The organism is Gottfriedia sp. NPDC057948 (genome assembly GCF_042887255.1).
Lineage (GTDB): Bacteria > Bacillota > Bacilli > Bacillales > Bacillaceae_G > Gottfriedia.
Genome location: NZ_JBHVPN010000001.1, coordinates 646416 through 666657, shown reverse-complemented (window position 1 = coordinate 666657; position 20242 = coordinate 646416). Strand labels below are relative to the sequence as shown.

The 20242-nt window shown below is 32.7% G+C and carries 17 protein-coding genes; all 17 read right to left on the bottom strand.

The features are described from left to right. Positions 1-67: 67 nt before the first annotated feature. Positions 68-1765: a proline--tRNA ligase gene (locus ACFVRR_RS03100; RefSeq protein ID WP_387324525.1), complete on the bottom strand. Its 1698-nt coding sequence runs from the start codon at positions 1763-1765 to the stop codon at positions 68-70. Positions 1766-2022: 257 nt separating this feature from the next. After that, positions 2023-3279, bottom strand: a complete 1257-nt coding sequence (gene rseP / locus ACFVRR_RS03095) for an RIP metalloprotease RseP (RefSeq protein WP_387324523.1) — start codon at positions 3277-3279, stop codon at positions 2023-2025. Between the two features lie 13 nt (positions 3280-3292). Continuing rightward, complete coding sequence (gene dxr / locus ACFVRR_RS03090; protein ID WP_387324520.1) at positions 3293-4444, bottom strand: 1-deoxy-D-xylulose-5-phosphate reductoisomerase; 1152 nt, start codon at positions 4442-4444, stop codon at positions 3293-3295. Between the two features lie 33 nt (positions 4445-4477). Further along, positions 4478-5266: a phosphatidate cytidylyltransferase gene (locus ACFVRR_RS03085; protein ID WP_387324516.1), complete on the bottom strand. Its 789-nt coding sequence runs from the start codon at positions 5264-5266 to the stop codon at positions 4478-4480. Positions 5267-5283: 17 nt separating this feature from the next. After that, positions 5284-6063 carry an undecaprenyl pyrophosphate synthase gene (locus ACFVRR_RS03080; RefSeq protein ID WP_387324514.1) on the bottom strand — a complete coding sequence of 260 codons (780 nt, stop codon included), beginning with the start codon at positions 6061-6063 and terminating at the stop codon, positions 5284-5286. 188 nt (positions 6064-6251) lie between these two features. Then, positions 6252-6809 (bottom strand): ribosome recycling factor, encoded by a 558-nt coding sequence (gene frr / locus ACFVRR_RS03075; RefSeq protein ID WP_097975482.1) that lies wholly within the window; start codon positions 6807-6809, stop codon positions 6252-6254. A 2-nt stretch (positions 6810-6811) separates the two neighbouring features. Continuing rightward, positions 6812-7534, bottom strand: coding sequence for a UMP kinase (gene pyrH, locus ACFVRR_RS03070; protein WP_097975483.1), 723 nt, complete (start codon positions 7532-7534; stop codon positions 6812-6814). Between the two features lie 90 nt (positions 7535-7624). Then, the gene (gene tsf / locus ACFVRR_RS03065) at positions 7625-8509 is read right to left on the bottom strand and encodes a translation elongation factor Ts (protein ID WP_248266367.1); all 885 of its coding nucleotides are present in this window, start codon (positions 8507-8509) and stop codon (positions 7625-7627) included. Between the two features lie 128 nt (positions 8510-8637). After that, positions 8638-9336: a 30S ribosomal protein S2 gene (gene rpsB / locus ACFVRR_RS03060; protein WP_387324510.1), complete on the bottom strand. Its 699-nt coding sequence runs from the start codon at positions 9334-9336 to the stop codon at positions 8638-8640. A 575-nt stretch (positions 9337-9911) separates the two neighbouring features. Next, entirely contained in the window at positions 9912-10682 is a 771-nt protein-coding gene (locus tag ACFVRR_RS03055) for a FliA/WhiG family RNA polymerase sigma factor (protein WP_387324956.1), read from the bottom strand. 1022 nt (positions 10683-11704) lie between these two features. Beyond that, positions 11705-12484: a GTP-sensing pleiotropic transcriptional regulator CodY gene (codY, locus tag ACFVRR_RS03050; RefSeq protein WP_056470865.1), complete on the bottom strand. Its 780-nt coding sequence runs from the start codon at positions 12482-12484 to the stop codon at positions 11705-11707. An 87-nt stretch (positions 12485-12571) separates the two neighbouring features. Further along, positions 12572-13963, bottom strand: a complete 1392-nt coding sequence (hslU, locus tag ACFVRR_RS03045) for an ATP-dependent protease ATPase subunit HslU (RefSeq protein WP_387324507.1) — start codon at positions 13961-13963, stop codon at positions 12572-12574. Positions 13964-13974: 11 nt separating this feature from the next. Next, positions 13975-14520 (bottom strand): ATP-dependent protease subunit HslV, encoded by a 546-nt coding sequence (hslV, locus tag ACFVRR_RS03040; protein ID WP_056470870.1) that lies wholly within the window; start codon positions 14518-14520, stop codon positions 13975-13977. A 47-nt stretch (positions 14521-14567) separates the two neighbouring features. Further along, positions 14568-15467, bottom strand: a complete 900-nt coding sequence (gene xerC, locus ACFVRR_RS03035) for a tyrosine recombinase XerC (protein ID WP_069034515.1) — start codon at positions 15465-15467, stop codon at positions 14568-14570. Positions 15468-15531: 64 nt separating this feature from the next. Further along, positions 15532-16836, bottom strand: coding sequence for an FADH(2)-oxidizing methylenetetrahydrofolate--tRNA-(uracil(54)-C(5))-methyltransferase TrmFO (trmFO, locus tag ACFVRR_RS03030; RefSeq protein WP_387324504.1), 1305 nt, complete (start codon positions 16834-16836; stop codon positions 15532-15534). 204 nt (positions 16837-17040) lie between these two features. Continuing rightward, a complete protein-coding gene (gene topA, locus ACFVRR_RS03025) occupies positions 17041-19116 on the bottom strand; it encodes a type I DNA topoisomerase (RefSeq protein WP_387324501.1) in 2076 nt (691 codons plus the stop codon). 258 nt (positions 19117-19374) lie between these two features. After that, a complete protein-coding gene (gene dprA / locus ACFVRR_RS03020) occupies positions 19375-20238 on the bottom strand; it encodes a DNA-processing protein DprA (protein ID WP_387324498.1) in 864 nt (287 codons plus the stop codon). Between the last annotated feature and the right edge of the window lie 4 nt (positions 20239-20242).

Here is a 20242-nt window from a genome sequence, read left to right as displayed (position 1 = left end):
CCTCTAAAAGTCAGAGGTACTTTTTATTTGTGTGCGATTCCAGTTAGGTGTCGCTTCCACTTTTATTTTATTTTAACATATTTATTTCATTCACAAGGTTAGAAATTTCTACTTCTTTACTAACTTGTCCATCTCTAGTTTTTAGTTCTACAATTCCTTCTGCAGCTTTTTTACCAACAACTACACGTACAGGAATTCCGAAAAGATCAGCATCTGCAAATTTTACACCTACGCGTTCATTTCGGTCATCTAATAATACATCTTGTCCAATCTCTTTTAACGTTTTATAAATATCGTCTGCTAAATTTACTTGCTCTTCATTCTTTGTATTTACAGTAATGACATGTACATCAAATGGAGCTAGGTTTTTAGGCCATACAATACCTTTCTCGTCATTATATTGCTCTACAATTGCAGCTAAAGTACGAGATACACCGATTCCATAGCAACCCATAATGATTGGATTCGATTTTCCATTTTCATCAAGGAATGTTGCATTCATAGCCTCAGAATATTTTGTACCTAATTTAAATACATGACCTACTTCAATACCTTTTGCGAATGAAATAGTTCCATTACCGTCTGGTGATAAGTCACCTTCTTGAATAAATCTTAAGTCTACGAAATCTTTCACATCATAGTCTCTATTTACAGTTACGTTAATGAAGTGATAACCTTCTTCATTTGCTCCACAGCAACCATTTACAATATCTTTAATTGCATTATCCGCTAATACTAATAAATCAGATTTTACTCCAATTGGACCTAATGATCCGATTTCACAGTTCATTAGTTCTTTTACTTCTTCTTTAGTAGCAAGCTCAACTGAATGTGCACCTAGATAATTCTTTAATTTAATATCGTTGATTTCGTGGTCACCACGAGCAAGCACTAATACAAAACTTTCATCTGCTTTGAAAATAATTGATTTAATGCTTTTTTCAATCGGTAAGTTTAAGAATTCAATTACTTCATCGATTGTTTTTTGATTTGGCGTTTCTACTTTTTGAACTTCTTCTAATTTCTCATCAGATGGTTCGTAATTCGTCACAACTGGCGCCATTTCAATATTTGCTGCATAGCTAGATTCATTTGAAAATGCGATTGTATCTTCACCAATGTCAGATAACACCATGAATTCATGCGTATCTTTTCCACCCATCGCTCCTGAATCAGCAACAACAGCTCTGAAATTTAATCCACAACGAGTAAATACGTTGCTATAAGCCGTAAATAAACGATCATATACTTCATCTAAGCTTTCTTGTGATGCATGGAAAGAATATGCATCTTTCATTAAAAATTCACGCCCACGAAGTAGTCCAAAACGAGGACGTTTTTCATCACGGAACTTTGATTGTACTTGGTAAAGTGTAATCGGTAATTTTTTATATGATTTTAATTCATCACGAATAATCGAAGTAACAACTTCTTCATGTGTTGCTCCTAATGCAAATCCTCTACCGTGACGATCTCTTAAACGCATTAGTTCTGGACCAAAATTTTCCCAACGACCTGATTCTTCCCATAATTCCTGCGCTTGCATTGATGGCATTAACATTTCCATCGCACCAGCATTATTCATTTCTTCTCGAACGATATTTGCTACTTTTTGAAGAACTTTATTGCCTAAAGGTAAGAAACTATATATACCAGATGCATTTTGTCTAATAAAACCAGCTCTTAATAATAATTGATGGCTTTTTATATCTGCATCTGATGGTACTTCACGAAGAGTTGGACTATATACGATACTTTGTTTCAAAAGGATTCACCTCATATTTTATTCTTATATTCTTTTTTAATCAATTTTAAATAGATTTCATAATTGTCTTAAAAGCTATATGTAACCATACAAACGAACAAGTTCAAAAAAAGCACTATGCAAGATAAGAATCCGCTCCCACTTAAAACGAGCTAATTGACAAACAGTATGTCACTAAGCCCGTTTTATAAGCAAGTAAGTCGCGGATTCTTTAAACAAAATACATGAAATTACACGATTAAATTAAACAGAGCTTCTTATAAGAAAAATCTTTTAATATCGTTCCAAGTTACGATGATCATTAATAACATTAAAAGCGCAAAACCAATAAAGTGAACGACACCTTCTTTTTGACGATCTATTGGTCGACCTCTTAATGCTTCTATTGCAAAAAATGTTAGTCTTCCTCCATCAAGAGCTGGTAATGGTAATAAATTCATAATACCAAGGTTAATACTTAAAAATGCTGCCCATTTCATTAAGTAGAAAATACCTGATTGTGCAGCTTGATCTGTAACCTGATAAATACCAACTGGACCAGAAAGATTATTGATTGAGAATTGACCAGATACTAAATGACCAACTGCTAATACTATTTCTTTTGTCCATCCAATTGTTTCAGTTATACCATATTTAACTGAAGAAAAAACATTTTTTTCAACAGGTGCATATACACCGATTAAACCATTAACTTTATGATCGATTTCTTCTGATTTTGGAGTGATTGGAATCGAAATAACTTTGCTATCTCTTTTCACTTTAAATAATAATTCTTTACTTGGACTTTCTCTTACAATTTTAACTACTTCTGCCCATTTTGAAACTTCTTTATGATCAATTGATAAAACAATGTCGCCTTCTTTTAGACCAGAAGTTTGTGCTGGACCTTTTGGAAGTAATTCACCAATTTTAGCATCATTTACTGGAGTTCCTTGAAGTAATCCTAATAAGATAAAGATGACCAAAGCTAAAACAAAATTCATCATTGGGCCTGCAAAAATGGCAATCGCTCTTTTTCCTACAGATTTACTATTAAATTGTCGGTTATACGGAGCAATCTGGTGCCCTTGTCCTTCACTATAAATGAACGCTTTTTCATTTACATTGAATTTTGATACACCTTCAGTTCCTTCTTCAATACCAATGATTTCTAACTTATGCTCTAAATCTATTGAATCAACTTCAACAAAACGAAGATCTTGGAAACGATCAAACTGGTCAACTACAATTTTAGTAACTTCACCTACCGTGTTAAATTGCAAACCGATATGTGATCCAGGCTTTACTTGTACCATTTCTGGATCTTCTCCAGCGTAACGAACATAACCACCAAGAGGTAATAATCTTATTGTGTATGTGGTTTCATTTCGATAAAATGAGAAAACCTTTGGACCAAATCCAATCGCAAATTCTCTACATAAAATACCAGCACGTTTTGCAAAATATAGATGTCCTAGTTCATGAAAAAATACAAGTGCGCCAAAAATTACAACAAACGCTATAACTGTATTCATCTAATTACCACCCTTACTTTATTAGTGATGAAACGAATTGTCTTGTTTGTTCATCAATGTTACGAATTTCTTCTAACGAAGGTTTACTAATTACATTGTGTTTTTCAAGAGCGTTTTCTATTAAATTCTCAATTTGTAAGAATGATATTTTATTCTGTAGAAAAGCAGCTACCGCTTCCTCATTTGCTGCATTTAATACAGTAGGTAAACTACCGCCAACTTTTCCAGCTTCATAAGCATAATCTAAACATTTAAACCTGTTAAAGTCCATCTCTTGGAAATGAAGTGTCCCAAATTTAATTAAATCTAATGGCTTATGATTATTAATCGGTTTTCTTGAAGGATAGTTAAGTGCATAGGCAATCGGTACTCTCATATCAGGTGTTCCTAATTGTGCCATTACACTTCCGTCATCGAATTCAATCATAGAGTGAATAACACTTTCTCTATGAAGTACTACATCAATTTTTTCATATGGCATATTAAATAGCCAATGTGCTTCAATCACTTCTAATCCTTTATTCATCATTGTAGCTGAATCAATTGTAATCTTTGCACCCATTGACCAATTTGGATGGTTTAGAGCATCTTCAATTGTAACATCCTTTAATTGATCTCTTGTTTTATCTCTAAAGCTACCACCTGAAGCTGTGATGATTAATTTATGTATTTCATTCGGGTTTTCACCATTTAAACATTGATAGATTGCTGAATGCTCACTATCTACCGGTAAAATGGAGACACCATATTTTTCTGCTTCAGCCATTACAATATGACCTGCAGTTACTAATGTCTCTTTATTCGCAAGTGCGATTGTTTTACCATTTTGGATTGCTTTCATAGTTGGAACTAAACCTACACTTCCAACAACAGCGTTAACAAGTATTGTACTGTCTTCATGGACGGCAACTTCGATGAGACCTTCTTCACCATATAAAACTTTGGTTTTCGAAGGGATACCTAAGCTCGTCAGTTTTTCAGCCTCTTCTTTACCAGCAACTGAAACTAGTTTTGGTTTAAATTCTAAAATAATCTTATATAATTGATCAATATTTCTTCCAGCTGAACACGCGACTAATTCAAAATCATTTGATTGATTTCTAATAATATCGAGTGTTTGTATACCGATTGAACCAGTTGCTCCAAGTAAGCTGATTTTCTTCATTTTCATATGTCTCCTTAAATACAAAAACTAATACTATAACGTAAATAGTAAATAGACGATCGGTAATGTGAAAATGATACTATCAAATCTGTCTAAAATCCCACCATGACCAGGTAATAAATTTCCTGAGTCTTTAACACCGTAGTATCTTTTATATGCAGATTGCACGAGATCACCTAATTGACCAAAAATCGAAACAAGAACAGCTACTAGTACTAAATATAGTATTGAATGATTTAAAGTTAACATAATCGATAAAATTACTGCAACTACTACAGCACAAATAATTCCACCTATCGAACCTTCAATCGTTTTATTGGGACTAATATCAGGCCAAAGTTTAGTTTTACCTGTAGCTTTCCCAATAAAATATGCACCTGAATCAGTTGCCCAAATTACGAATAATGGGAAGAAGAAGGATGAAATTCCCATATTTCTCATCTCGTACATATAATGAAATCCTAATCCTACATATAAACTGCTTAATACTACAAAAGAAGCATCTTCAAAAGTAAATGTATTCTTTGTAATTACCGTATATGATAAAAGTAATAGGATTAGTACAATTGAAATTTCTGTTTTACCGATTTCTATAGGAAAAAGCTTATTTGATAAATCATTTGGAGTAATTGCTACCCAAGTTAAGATTAATCCAAGTACAGTTTGTGCACTAAATAAATTAAACTTTTTCATTCTAATCAATTCAAAATAACCGATTGTGCCAAGTGCAAATACAAGTAACCCAAACGGCCATCTACCAAATATTACTAATCCTAAAAATAATGCTCCAGCTATAACTCCTGTTATAATACGCTGTTTCAAGTTCGTTCACCGCTTTCTTAAATACCACCATATCTTCTTGCTCGATTTTGATATTCTTTAACCGCATCTATTAAACACTCTTCGGTAAAATCGGGCCATAATACATCTGTAAAATATAGTTCAGAATAAGCAATTTGCCAAAGCATAAAATTACTAATCCTTAATTCACCACTTGTTCTAATTAACAAATCTGGATCTTTAAAATCACTAGTCATTAAATACCGATTAAACAAGTCTTCATTAATTTCTTCTTTATTTATTCTATTATCCAATACATCTGAAGAAATCTTTTTAACAGCAGAAATAATTTCGTCTCTAGAACCATAATTTAGGGCAAAATTTAATACCATACCCGTATTATTTTTAGTTTCCTCTACTGCTCTTAATACTGCTTCTGTAGTATAGCTTGGTAATTGCTCTTTATTTCCAGTTAATCTTACCTGCACATTTTCTTCGATTAATTCAGGTAAAAATGTCCCCAGAAATTCTTGTGGTAACTTCATTAAGAATTCTACTTCAGTTTTAGGTCTTTTCCAATTCTCAGTTGAAAAAGCATATAAAGTTAAAGTCTTTACACCTAATTTACTAGCAGTTCTAGCAATTTTCCGAACTACTTTCATTCCCTCATAGTGTCCCTTAACCCTTGGTAGATTCCTCTTTTGTGCCCATCTACCATTACCATCCATTATTATTGCAACATGCTCAGGAATTACTCCGTCGACCCCATTTAATTGCGAACTTGGAGGTACATTTTTCTCTTCTTTATTTCTTTTAAAAAAAGAAATTAATTTAAACATCTTTAATCCTCCGTTTAAGTATATCTAATTAAAGCATTGAGTAAAAAAACCCCCTTAAACAGAGGGTCTTTTTACTCAAAGCGCTTAGTTTATTTAATTATAATGCAATAATGAAATTATGTAATAGCATAATGTGAAAAATTCATTATTTTTCTAAGCGCTAGTAAGATATACCTTGCAATGCAGTATTAAACTTCCATTATCTCTTTTTCTTTATCTTTTGTAATTCCATCGATTTTTTCGATGTGTGAATCTGTTTGTTTTTGAATGTCTTCTACAAGACCACGTAATTCATCTTCAGTAATTTCACCATTTTTTTCTGCTTTTTTAAGATCATCATTTGCATCACGGCGGATGTTACGTACAGCAACTTTAGCATCTTCAGCAGATTTTTTAACTACTTTTACTAAATCGCGACGACGCTCTTCTGTTAATGGTGGGAAACTAATTCTGATTACAGTTCCATCATTTGAAGGGTTTAAGCCTAAGTCAGCTTTTTGAATCGCTTTATCCATATCATTAATAACTGTTTTATCGTAAGGAGTAATTAATAATAATCTTGCTTCTGGCACTGAAATATTTGCCATTTGGTTGATTGGTGTTGGAGCACCATAATATTCAACTAAAACTTTATCTAAAATAGCTGGGTTCGCACGACCAGCACGTACTGTTGCTAATTCTCTAGAGAAAGCAGAAACAGCTTTTGTCATTTTTTCTTTTGCTAAAGAAATGATTTGATTAGACATTTTTATTTCCCCTTTACTATTGTTCCAATATTTTCGCCAAGTACGGCACGTTTAATATTACCTTCTTCCATAATTGAGAATACAATTAATGGAATATCATTGTCCATACATAAAGAAGATGCAGTTGAATCCATTACACCTAAACCTTCTTTTAATACGTCTAAATATGTAAGAGTTTCGTATTTTACAGCAGTTTTATCGATTGATGGGTCAGCGGTATATACTCCGTCTACATTATTTTTTGCCATTAAAATAACATCTGCTTCAATTTCAGCAGCACGTAATGCAGCAGTAGTATCAGTTGAGAAATAAGGATTTCCTGTACCAGCAGCAAAAATTACAACACGTTTTTTCTCTAAATGACGAATTGCTTTACGACGGATATATGGTTCTGCAACTTGACGCATTTCAATTGATGATTGTACACGAGATTGTACACCAAGTGTTTCAAGGCTATCTTGTAGTGCTAATGAGTTCATTACAGTACCTAACATGCCCATGTAGTCAGCTGTAGCTCGGTCCATACCCATTTCGCTACCTGTCTTACCACGCCAAATATTACCAGCACCTACTACTACTGCAACTTCAACATCTAGTTCTGCAATTTCTTTAACTTGTTCAGCAATTGATTTAATAACTGATGGATTAATTCCAAATCCTTGCCCGCCAGCTAGTGCTTCACCACTAAGTTTTAATACTACGCGATTATACTTTGCTTTACTCATAATACCCTCCATTTACGTACATCTATGTATTTACATTTCTTTAAAAAATAGGGAACACATAGTGTCCCCTATTTTCATTCAAAGTAACAATTAGTTACCTTTAACTTGATTCATTACTTCTTCAGCAAAGTTATCTTCACGTTTTTCTAAGCCTTCTCCAACTTCATAACGAACGAAAGATTTAACAGTTCCGTTAGCAGCTTTTACGAATTGACCTACTTTAACGTCTGGGTTTTTAACGAAAGATTGATCTAATAAGCAGATTTCTTCGAAGTATTTACCAATACGTCCTTCTACCATTTTAGCAACGATGTTTTCAGGTTTACCTTCGTTTAATGCTTGTTGAGTTAGAATTCCACGCTCATGCTCAACTTCTTCTTGAGAAACAGCATCACGAGAGATATATTTAGGGTTGATTGCAGCGATGTGCATAGATACGTCTTTAGCAACATCTTCTTTAGTTGTTCCTTCTACTACTGAAAGAACACCGATACGGCCGCCACTGTGTAAGTAAGCACCAAATGCATCAGCATCAGTTTTAGAAACTAATTCAAAACGACGTAAAGAGATTTTTTCTCCGATTTTAGCAATTGCATGGTTGATGTATGTTTCAACAGTTTCACCATTTTCCATTGTTTGTGCTAATGCTTCTTCAACAGTTGCAGGTTTGTTAGCAACGATATGTTTAGCAAGAACAGAACCTAATTCTTTGAAACCTTCGTTTTTAGCAACGAAATCAGTTTCAGAGTTTACTTCGATTAATACTGCATCGTTTCCAGCTACTTCAACGAAAGTTAAACCTTCAGCAGCGATACGGTCACCTTTTTTAGCAGCTTTAGCGATCCCTTTTTCACGAAGGTAATCGATTGCTTTGTCCATGTTACCTTCAGTTTCAGTTAATGCTTTTTTGCAATCCATCATACCAGCGCCAGTTTTTTCACGTAATTCTTTTACCATTTGTGCAGTAATTGCCATAATAATTCATCTCCTATATGTAAGCTTATTTTATTCAATCGTTTTATAAGGTAAACAATTTTCGATTATTTTAACCTTAAAAAAAGGTGATAAAAGGCTAAAACCTCTTATCACCTTTCAATTTCTCATTAAGCAGTTGTTTCTTCGCCTTGTTTCGCTTCAAGAATCGCATCTGCCATTTTTGATGTAAGAAGTTTTACAGCTCTAATAGCATCGTCGTTTGCTGGGATAACGTGATCGATTTCATCTGGATCACAGTTAGTGTCAACAATACCGATGATAGGAATGTTTAACTTACGAGCTTCAGCAACAGCGATACGCTCTTTACGAGGATCAACTACGAATAATGCATCAGGAAGTTGCTTCATGTCTTTGATTCCGCCTAAGAATTTTTCAAGACGTTCTAATTCTTTTTTAAGTTGAATAACTTCTTTCTTAGGTAACACTTCAAAAGTGCCATCTTCTTGCATTTTTTCGATATCTTTTAAACGTTTAACACGTTTTTGGATTGTTTGGAAGTTTGTTAACGTTCCACCTAACCAACGTTGGTTAATGAAGTACATACCAGAACGGATTGCTTCATCTTTAATAGCTTCTTGAGCTTGTTTTTTAGTACCAACGAAAAGGATGTTTCCACCTTCAGCAGCGATACCTTTCATTACGTTGTAACATTCTTCAACCTTTTTAACTGTTTTTTGTAGGTCGATGATGTAGATACCGTTACGCTCAGTGAAGATGTAACGTTTCATTTTTGGGTTCCAACGGCGTGTTTGGTGACCGAAGTGAACACCAGCTTCTAATAATTGCTTCATAGAAATTACTGACATTTTATTTCCTCCTAATGGTTCTTTTTCCTCCGCTCACGTCTTCTTCTCCTATCACTCCCAAACTGGGTAGCACCAATAAGAAAATCGGCAAGCGTGTGTATTAACACCATGGACTACTATAGCATATACAACATTAATTATCAAGAGAAAACGAGAAATTATTGTCGAAGTTTCAACAATCGTTGTTTTTCCTTTTCTCTATATAAATCCTTCTACCATTTTCATCCATAGTAAGTCTATTTTTTAGAACATCGAACTTCTATTATTCGAATTTGGTCTTTTCTTCCATACTAAATGATCAACACATTATGCATTAAAATAAGTATTTAAATTAAGAATTCACCTGTCCAAATAACTGAATATTTATCAGTATTGGGAATTTTTGTTAATTTATTCAACTTAATCGTATTCTTCAATAAAATTGTTAAAAAAGAAATTGTCAATAAAGTAAGGAATGTGAGGCTGATTTCCACTACTCAAATATAAATAATCTTAAAAATCATTTATACTAATTATTTCTAATAGAATTGCCATTTAAACTTCTAAATGAATTCAATGTAGAGTTTACAAAGCTCCTATATATTACTTTTACTTAAAAGATTCCTTAATTTAAAAATAGATTTAGCATGGATCTGAGAAACTCTAGAAATCGATAAATTAATAATTGTTCCAATTTCAGTAAATGTTAATTCTTCATGATAATACAAACTTATTACAAGCTGCTCTTTCTCATTTAATTCAGTTACAATCGTCTTGGCAAGTAGCCTTATTTGTTCATCTTTCAGTAGCATTTCTTCTGGTGTTAATGTCTCATGATCTTTTATTGTATGAATAAAATTAACTTGTCCATCTCCAGCATCTTTGATTTGTTCATCTACAGACAACATATTTGAGAAAAACACATCATTTATGACATTAACAACTTCCATCGAAGAATAACCAGTATAAAATGCTATTTCTTCAGGTGTAGCTTTTCGTTCAAGAGCCGGTTCTAACTTTTCAATTGCACATTCAATTTTTTTTGCTTTATCTCTAATTGATCTAGGTAACCAGTCTTCTTTACGAAGACCATCCAATATATTACCACTTATTCTAATTGAAGCATATGTTTCAAATTTTAAATCTCTTTTCGGGTCAAATTTCTCTAGTGCGTCATATAAGCCCATCATCGCTAAGCTGTGTAAATCATCTCTGCTGACACTTGAAGGTAATCTTTGAGCTATACGATTTACTTGATAGTGAACTAGTGGCATATAGACCTGCATTAACGCATCTCCGGCATCTAAATCACGATCTTCAATCCACATTTTCCAATAACTTTGTGAAACATTTTTTTGAACTTGCAACACGTCTTTCACCTCAGCGAATTACCATATTATGTTTAATACTTGATTGACAATTTATTTTTAAATAGTGATTTGGGTAAATATGTAATATCATGTCGATTTCCCAAGGAGTCGAGTGAATTCATAAAAAGGAGATTAAAATATATCTAGAATCAAGTCATCAAATTCTTCTTCTTTTATTACTATTTAGCCTTTCAATTCCCCTATTATTAAACGGCTAAATAGGAATAAATATGAATCTATTAATTTCATTCAATACTCGGTACGAATCAATCCATTTCGCCATACATAAGCACCACGTATTGTATAATTTTATATACTAGGTCTCAAAATGCTTTTTCAATGTAAGTTTCGATAAAACTCAGTTATTCACTTTTCTACCCTTTTAAAAATTATATTATTAAAACTCTTTAATGTATTCACTCATTCTTTAAAATAATGTGAAACTTTATTTAGCACAATAAAAAATATTATTTTTTTCATTTTTTTAAAATAATTGTACATATATTCAAGAATTCTATTTTTAATAATAGATTAATCTTTAGGATGACGTGATTTTAGTTATACTTAATAAAGAACAAATGTAAAGAGTACAAATTTTTGTTTGATATTGTAGTTCTTAATCTTCGTCTTAAGGAGAGTATGTATCTGGAGTGGAAATAACTGACATATACTAAAAAACAACAATATATTTGAAAGCAGCCAACAATATAAAACTAAAAACATCATTACAATTCTATTATCTAATTCCCTCTCAAAAATAATGTTTATATTTTATCACTATAATCAAGTAAATATTTTTTAATCATACCATAATTTCCAATTCGTCTATATATCTCATTTATACAAAAAAGGAAAATAGTCTCTATTTAACAAATCTTTTTATTCTGATATAAAAATTTTAAAAATTCTAATCATTTTTAATTTAATAAAGACAAAAAAACCTTTTCCCAATTATTAATTGAGAAAAGGTTTAAACTAAAATATTATCTTTTGCCTTCTTTAAGAAGTGACCTTATTAATTAGTTAGATTTTAATTTCTCTAACTCTAATAAGAATTTGTCATTTAGTACTTTAATATAAGTACCTTTCATTCCTAGTGATCTTGACTCGATAACACCAGCACTTTCTAATTTACGTAGTGCATTTACGATAACAGATCTTGTAATTCCTACACGGTCAGCAATTTTACTTGCTACTAATAAACCTTCATAGCCATTTAATTCTTCAAAAATATGTTCGATTGCTTCTAATTCGCTATAAGAAAGAGATGAAATAGCCATTTGTACAACAGCTTTACTTCTAGCTTCTTCTTCAATTTCTTCTGCTTTTTCACGTAGAATTTCCATACCTACTACTGTTGCGCCATATTCAGCTAAGATTAAATCATCATTTTCAAAATCATGATTAATTCGAGCTAGAACAAGAGTACCTAAGCGCTCACCGCCACCAATAATTGGTACAATAGTTGTTAAACCGCCAGAAAATAAATCTTTATTTTCAACTGGGAATGCAGTGTGCTCACTGTTGATGTCTATATTTGATGATGTTTCATTAATATTAAATAGGTTTTGTGTATATTCTTCAGGGAATTGGCGATCGCTGAACATTTTTTGCATACGCTCATTTTCGATTTTTTGGTGAAGACCGTAACCTAATAATTTCCCTTTACGACTTAAAATAAAAACATTTGATTCAATAACTTCTTCTAATGTATCTGCCATTTCTTTAAAGTTTACTGGCTTCCCTGCAGATTGTTGTAATAACTTATTAATCTTTCTTGTTTTTTCTAATAATTGCATCTTTCTAAATGCCTCCTATTTAATTGTACGTTTCCTTTGAACTTCTAGCAATCTCATGGCTGAATTCAAAAATGTTCTTTAGCTAAATCATAAAATGAATTGACTTATATCTTTATCTTTTGCAATATTTGCGAGCTTTTCATTTACATATTGTGGTGTAATCATAATTGTTCCCATTTGAATTTCAGAAGCTTCAAAGGATAGATCTTCAAGAAGCTTTTCCATAATAGTATGCAATCTTCTTGCGCCTATGTTGTCTGTTGTCTGATTAACTTCAAATGCTATTTCTGCTATTCTACGTATAGCATCGTCAGAAAATTCGATTTGTATACCTTCTGTAGACAATAAAGCTTTATATTGTTTAATAATTGAAAAATCAGGCTCAACTAAAATACCCACAAAATCTTCAACAGATAATTTCCCTAATTCTACACGAATTGGGAAGCGACCTTGTAATTCAGGTATTAAATCTGATGGTTTGGAAATATGAAATGCACCAGCTGCAATAAATAGAATATGATCCGTTTTAACCGGTCCATATTTTGTCACAACCGTACTTCCTTCAACGATTGGTAAGATATCTCTTTGTACGCCCTCTCTCGAAACATCTTGAGTAGAGTTTTGCTTACTTGCAATCTTATCAATCTCATCAATGAAAATAATCCCTAGTTGCTCAGCTCTATAGACTGCTTCTTGAGTTACTTCATCCATATCGATTAATTTCTGAGCTTCTTCATTCGTTAAAATCTTTCGAGCTTCTTTAACAGGAAGCTTTCTTTTTTTAGTTTTCTTTGGAAATAGACTACCTATTGACTCTTGGAAGTTCATTCCCATTTGTTCCATTCCAGTTCCTTGCATAAAATCTAGCATCGGAGCTTGTTGTTGCTCTACTTCAATAGACACAAGATCTTCTTCTAGTTTTCCAGATAAAAGTTGAAATTCTATATTTCTTCTTTTAGATGTTAATTCTGTATCATTCTCTTCTTGCTCAGCATTCGAGTTTTGTGAATCTTGATTAAAAAGCATCTCAAGTGGATTTTTGAATGAAGCTTGTTTTTTCATACTTGGTGCTAGAAGTTTTACTAATCTTTGATTCGCATTTTTTTCAGCTTGATCTTTCACCTTATTCATACGCTCTTCTTTTACAATTCGAATAGAAGTTTGGACTAAATCGCGAACCATTGATTCTACATCTCTTCCAACGTAACCAACTTCTGTAAATTTAGTAGCTTCAACTTTAATGAATGGCGCACCAACTAGTTTTGCCATCCTTCTAGCAATTTCAGTTTTACCAACACCTGTTGGTCCAATCATTAAAATATTTTTTGGTGAAATTTCATCACGGAATGACTCTTCAAGTAAACTTCTACGATATCGATTTCTGAGTGCAATTGCTACTGCTTTTTTCGCTTGTTGCTGTCCAACAATATATTGATCAAGTTTTTCAACAATTTGACGAGGCGTGAAAGAAGTACTCATAATACACTCTCCTATTCTAATTCTTCTAAAATTATATTTCCGTTCGTATACACACAAATATCACTTGCAGTTTTTAAACTAGCATATGCAATTTGTTTTGCTGAAAGATTTTCCCCTGCGTTTTCCTTTAATGCACGGCCTGCTGCAAGAGCGTAATTCCCTCCAGAACCGATTGCAAGAATTCCATCGTCAGGCTCAATTACTTCACCAGTACCAGAAATTAATAATAATGAATTATGATCCATTACGATTAGCAATGCTTCAAGTTTATGTAATACTCGATCTGTTCTCCATTTTTTTGCTAATTCAACAGCTGCTCGTTGAATATTACCATTATATTCAACTAACTTGCCCTCAAAAAGTTCGAATAAAGTAAATGCATCTGCAACAGATCCTGCAAAACCAGCTAAAACTTTTCCATTAAAAAGCTTTCTAACTTTTCTGGCAGTATGCTTCATTACTACTGCATTTCCAAAAGTTACTTGGCCATCACCAGCCATGGCACTTTTACCATCGTGTCTGATTGCGAAAATCGTTGTAGCATGAAAATTGGACATGTGAATCCTCCTTAGAAACGTCGATTAATTTCTAAAATTGAGCGAATTTATGCTCTAGGATGATGTAAATTGTATACTTTTTGTAATCTTTCCTTCGTTACATGTGTATAGATTTGAGTAGATGATAAATTCTCATGTCCAAGTAATTCTTGAACACTACGAATATCAGCACCGTTATCAAGCATATGCGTAGCAAAGGTGTGCCTTAACATATGTGGATAGATTTTATTAGTCAACGAAGTATCTTTGATCATTTTTTCTAATATACCACGGACACCTCTTGCCGTTAGTTTTGTACCACGGTGATTCAAAAAAAGATCGTCATTCATTTGCTTGTTAGCTACTATCAGTCTATTTCGGCCATCTTCTATATATGTATGAAGAGCTTTTTCTGCATAACTGCCAAAGGGAATATACCGCTGTTTATTCCCTTTGCCAGTTACTAAAATAGTCCCAATTTGAAAATCTATGTCTTTTAATTTCAAATTACAGCATTCGCTTACTCGGATTCCGGTAGCATATAGCAATTCTAAAAGAGCTTGATTTCTTTGTCCAAGTTCCGTATCTAGATCGCTAATCTTAAATAGTTTTTCAAGTTCTTCCTTGTATAAAAATCTTGGTATCATAGTTTCTTTTTTAGGAAGTGACGCTAATACAAAAGGATTCTCTTTTGCTTCATTTTCTCTCATAAGAAAACGATAGAAACTTCTTAAACAAGAAATATGCTTCGAGACTGTACGTCTTGATAGCTGTTTGTCATGCAAAGTTGTTAAATAGAGACGAACATCAGAATAAGTAACTGAAGAAAATGAAATAATGGATTGTTGCTCCATAAAAACTAGAAATTGTTCAACAATTTTTTTATAACTATTTAATGTGTATTGTGAAGAGTTTTTCTCTAATTGTAAATACTGAATGAATAATTGACACAATATTTTAATATTCAAGGTAATTTCTCCTCACAAGCCACTACATACTAACATATTAAGTAGCTATTTGCAATTTATTTTCTTAACATTCTACAAAATTCATAATTGATTCTAATGCACGGTTTGCATATGCTTCATATCGTTCTTGTTTTCTTTTAATTTTGACATCAAGCTTAGGGAATAGACCGAAATTAGCATTCATAGGTTGGAAGTGTTTTGCACTTGTTGTCGTTATATAATTAGCCATACTTCCAATTGCAGTTTCTGCTGGGAATACGACTAAATCTTTCTCCATTACGTATCTAGCTGCATTTATTCCTGCTACTAAACCAGATGCTGCAGATTCTACATAACCTTCCACTCCAGTCATTTGACCTGCAAAGAATAAATCTTCACGACCTTTAAAACGATATGTTGCCTCTAATAGATTCGGTGAATTTATAAACGTATTACGATGCATTACTCCATATCGTACAATTTCAGCATTCTCTAGGCCAGGTATTAATTGTAAAACTTCTTTTTGAGGCCCCCATTTTAAATGCGTTTGGAATCCTACTATATTATATAAAGTTCCAGCACTGTCATCCTGACGTAGTTGGACAACCGCATACGGCGTCTTACCAGTCTTTGGATCCTCTAATCCAACTGGTTTCATAGGTCCAAATAATAATGTTTGTTTTCCACGTTTAGCCATTACTTCAACTGGCATACAGCCTTCAAAGAAAATCTCTTTTTCAAACTCTTTTAAAGGAACCGTTTCTGCTGTAGTTAATGCTTCATAAAAACGATCAAATTCCTCTTCTGTCATTGGGCAGTTTAAGTAAGCTGCTTCACCTTTATCATATCTTGATTTTAAATATACTTTATTTAAGTCAATACTTTCTTTTTCTACTATCGGAGCCGCTGCATCATAAAAATAGAAATAATCTTCACCCGTTAATTCTTTTAATTGCTGTGATAATTCAGGTGATGTTAAAGGTCCTGTTGCGATAACTGTTGGTCCTTCAGGTATTTTAGTCATTTCTTCGTTATGCACAGTTACATTTGGATGATTTTTTACATACTCAGTTACACGGCTAGCAAATTCATGTCGGTCTACAGCTAACGCTCCACCTGCTGGTACAGCACACTCATCAGCAGATCGAATAATAACTGAATCTAATCTTCTCATTTCCTCTTTTAATACACCTACAGCGTTCGTTAGTGTATTCGCTCTTAGTGAATTACTACAAACTAATTCAGCAAACTTATCAGTATGATGAGCAGGTGTTTGTCTAACCGGTCTCATCTCATATAAATGTACTTTAATTCCTCTTTTTGCAATTTGATAAGCAGCCTCGCTTCCTGCTAAACCTGCTCCAATTACATTAATAAATTGTTCTTTCATTGTTAACTCCTTCTACGCTGATTCAATCAAAATTACGTAATAATATTTTATAATTTTTTTCTTAAAGATTTCTTAATTAAAAGTTGATATGAAAAGTAAAAGTGAGCAAATTAATTGCTCACACTTTTATTTGGACAAAGTCTCAAGAAATATGAATTTCAGACTGATTTTTGCTGGCACTTTACAGGTGAGTATATTAATTGCTCACACTTGTTGATCCTCTTTGTAGTCACATGATACACATTGAACTTGAATACCTTTTTTCATTTTCTTTTCAACTAATAAGTTTTCACATTTCGGACAAGGTCTAGCAATTGGCTTATCCCATGATAAGAATTCACATTCTGGATAATTCGTGCATCCATAAAATATTCGATTCTTTTTCGATTTACGTTCAATTATATTCCCATCTTTACATGTAGGACATTTGACACCAATATCCTTTACAATTGCTTTTGTATTTCTGCAATCTGGAAAGTTCGAGCACGCCATGAACTTACCGTATCTGCCCATTTTAAATACCATCGGGCTTCCACATAAATCACAGTCTTCACCAGCAGGTTCATCTCTAATTTCAACTTTTTGCATTTCTTTCTCAGCTATTTCTAAGTGTTTCTCAAAACCTCTATAAAATTGATCGATGATTTGAATCCAGTTCACATTGCCGTCTTCAATTTTATCAAGGTCACCTTCCATTTGAACCGTAAACTCAATATTAATTACTTCTGGGAAAAACTCAACGACTAAATCAAATACTATTTGACCTAGTTCAGTAGGTACAAATCGTTTATTATCTAATGAAACATATCCACGTTTCTGAATCGTTTCTAAAGTTGGTACATATGTTGATGGTCGACCTATTCCTAACTCTTCAAGCGTTTTTACTAATCTAGCTTCCGTGTAACGTGGAGGTGGTTGCGTAAAATGTTGTTCAGGTAATATATCTTCTAATTTTACTTTTTCACCTTCAGCTAACGGAGGAAGGATACGGTCTTTTTCTTCTGTGCCATCATCATTACTTTCTATATACACCTTCATAAAACCAGGGAATTTAACTACTGATCCATTAGCTCTAAATATTACGTCATTATTAATTAAGTCAACTTTAACCGTATCGAGTACTGCTGATGCCATCTGACTAGCAACAAATCGTTCCCATATTAATTTATAAAGACGATATTGATCACGGCTAACATGTGCTTTAATTGTATCAGGTGAAAGTAAAGTTGACGTTGGTCTAATTGCTTCGTGTGCATCTTGTACTTTATCTGATTTTTTTTCACTTTTTTTATTTGTAGCAATAAAATCTGCACCATAAGTTTCAATTATATAAGATTTTGCTTCCTCAGCCGCAACATCGGATATTCTAGTCGAATCAGTTCTCATATATGTGATTAATCCGACCTGTCCTCCACTACCTAGGGAAATACCTTCATATAATTGCTGTGCAATCATCATCGTTTTCTTTGCACGCATATTTAATTTTCTAGCTGCTTCCTGCTGTAGTAAGGAAGTAGTAAAAGCAGTTGCTGGATTACGTTTACGTTCTTTTCTTGTAACACTTTGAACTTCAAAGTGATCACCTTTAATTTGTGATAAAACATTTTTTACGTCAGTTTCAGAATTCAATTCTAATTTTTTACCATTAACTCCGTAAAAAGAAGTATCAAATGTTTCTTTCTTTGTTAAAGCTTTACTTTTAATTGTCCAATATTCTTCAGGTTGGAAGATTTCAATCTCTTTATCTCGTTCGATGATCAGTCTAAGAGCGACAGATTGAACTCGACCAGCACTTAAGCCCTTTTTCACTTTCTTCCATAGTAATGGGCTTATGTTATACCCTACTAAACGATCTAGTACACGTCTTGCTTGCTGAGCGTCTACTAAATTCATATTAATTGGTCTAGGTTTTTTAAAAGACTCTTTAATAGCATCTTTTGTAATTTCATTAAACACTACACGACAATCCGATGATGTATCGATATTGAGTGTATTCGCAATATGCCATGCTATTGCTTCACCTTCACGATCTGGATCGGCTGCTAGATAGATTTTTTTTGCTTTTTTCGCAGCAGATCTTAAATCCTTTAAAACTGGACCTTTTCCACGGATTGTTATGTACTTCGGGTTGTAATCGTTTTCTATTTCAATCCCCATCTGACTTTTAGGTAGATCTCGAACATGTCCCATTGATGCGATTACTTTGAATTTTTTACCTAAGTACTTTTCTATTGTTTTAGCCTTTGAAGGGGACTCCACTATAACTAAATTTTCTGCCATCTTTTAAGCCTCCCGAGAGTTTCCTATTCATTACTCTCTGTATTCCTTATTTCATTCTTTTATTCTTATGTATTCTCAAATAGATTCATAATAAGAAGAGTTCAATTTATATTTTTGATTTTCCTTCATACAATTTCAAATTGTATAGTTTATTCTATACATTAGTCAAATTTTATTTAGATATAAAATAACACAAGTCGCATTAGTATTGTCAATATTTTGTAATATAAACATATTTTTTTATTTTTTAGTATATTCCTAAAATTCCTCTAAAATATCATTTGTACATGTAATTAATTTCGCTCCATCCTGAATTAATCGATGATTTCCTTTATATTCTTCCATTATAATCGGACCTGGCACTGCAAATACCTCTCTATTATATTGAATTGCAAAATTTGCAGTAATCATCGTCCCGCTCTTCTCCTTAGCCTCTAGAACGATTAAACCTTTAGATAAACCAGCTATAATTCTATTTCTTCTAGGAAAGTATCTTTTTTCTGGTCTAATATAATATGGATATTCGCTTATAACTAAATGATTTAATGATATTTCATTAAATAAATTACGGTTTTCTTTCGGATAAATATAGTCTAACCCACATCCGACAACTGCAATCGTTGTTCCGTTGTGAAAAATAGCTGAATTATGTGCGATTGAATCACATCCAGATGCCATCCCACTAACAATAACACAATTTTCTTTAATTAGACCTAATATTAATGAATCACAAATAATTTTTGCAAATGCAGTTGGTTTTCTAGCTCCAATTATACTCAACATAAATTGTTTATTAAGGATATTTTGATTACCTTTTAAATATAAAACAAACGGAGGGTCACATATTTCTCTTAACAATTCTGGATATACATCATCATATATTGTAATAATTTTAATATTTTTTTTATAGCTTTCCTTTAAAATATCAAAAATGGACGTTGAATGAAGTTGATCATATAATTTTTCAGCGGCTTTCGAAGTCATTTGAAATGTAGTTTTAAATGTAGAAGGTGAATATCGATAGAGGTTTTCTAAATTTGGATCAAAGAGAAGAATCTTCTTGATTGCTTGATAGTTTTCAAATAAAAAATGATGCAAATGAATAAGTCGAATTTTTTCCATACAT